The sequence below is a fragment of the Nocardiopsis sp. NRRL B-16309 genome (genome assembly GCF_001279585.1).
GTDB lineage: Bacteria > Actinomycetota > Actinomycetes > Streptosporangiales > Streptosporangiaceae > Nocardiopsis.
In genome coordinates this window covers 1-715 of record NZ_LGEC01000136.1, presented here as the reverse complement: position 1 = coordinate 715, position 715 = coordinate 1, and the positions used below count along the sequence as shown (strand labels likewise).

Sequence of the window (715 nt, the reverse complement as noted above, 5' to 3'; positions counted from 1 at the left end):
TTCGAGCTGCGCCAGGGCGAGACGCTGGGTGTGGTGGGCGAGTCGGGGTCGGGCAAGTCGACCCTGTCGCGGATGATCATGCGCCTGTTGGAGCCCACCCGGGGCCGGGTGGAGTTCGGGGGCCGTGACATCACGCACCTGTCCGACCGGGAGCTGCGCCCGCTGCGCCGGGACGTGCAGATGGTGTTCCAGAACCCGTACTCGTCGTTGAACCCGCGGGTGACGGTGGGGGACGCGATCGGTACCGCGTTGAAGGTGCAGGGCGAGCGCGACGGCAGGAAGGTGCGCTCGCGGGTGCAGGAGCTGTTGGAGCGGGTGGGGTTGGAGCCGGGGCACTACAACCGGTTCCCGCACGCGTTCTCGGGCGGTCAGCGCCAGCGGATCGCGATCGCGCGGGCGCTGATCCTGAAGCCGAAGCTGATCATCTGCGATGAGCCGGTCTCGGCGTTGGACGTGTCGACGCAGGACCAGGTGCTGCGGTTGCTCTCGGAGTTGCAGGACGACTTCGGGTTGACCTACATCTTCGTGGCCCATGACCTGGCGGTGGTGCGTCAGGTCTCGGACCGGGTCGCGGTGATGAAGAAGGGCGAGATCGTGGAGATGGGTGACAGCGACAGTGTGTACACCTCGCCGCGTAGTGAGTACACGCGTCAGTTGTTGACGGCGGCGCCGTTGCTGGACCCGGACGAGGCACGCCGCCACCGCGCCGAACGCG

General features: G+C 68.0%; 1 protein-coding gene. It reads left to right on the top strand.

Annotated features, from left to right (window positions below; genetic code table 11):
- Positions 1-715: ATP-binding cassette domain-containing protein (locus ADL05_RS27660; RefSeq protein WP_156366086.1), on the top strand; the 715-nt coding region annotated here is incomplete at both ends.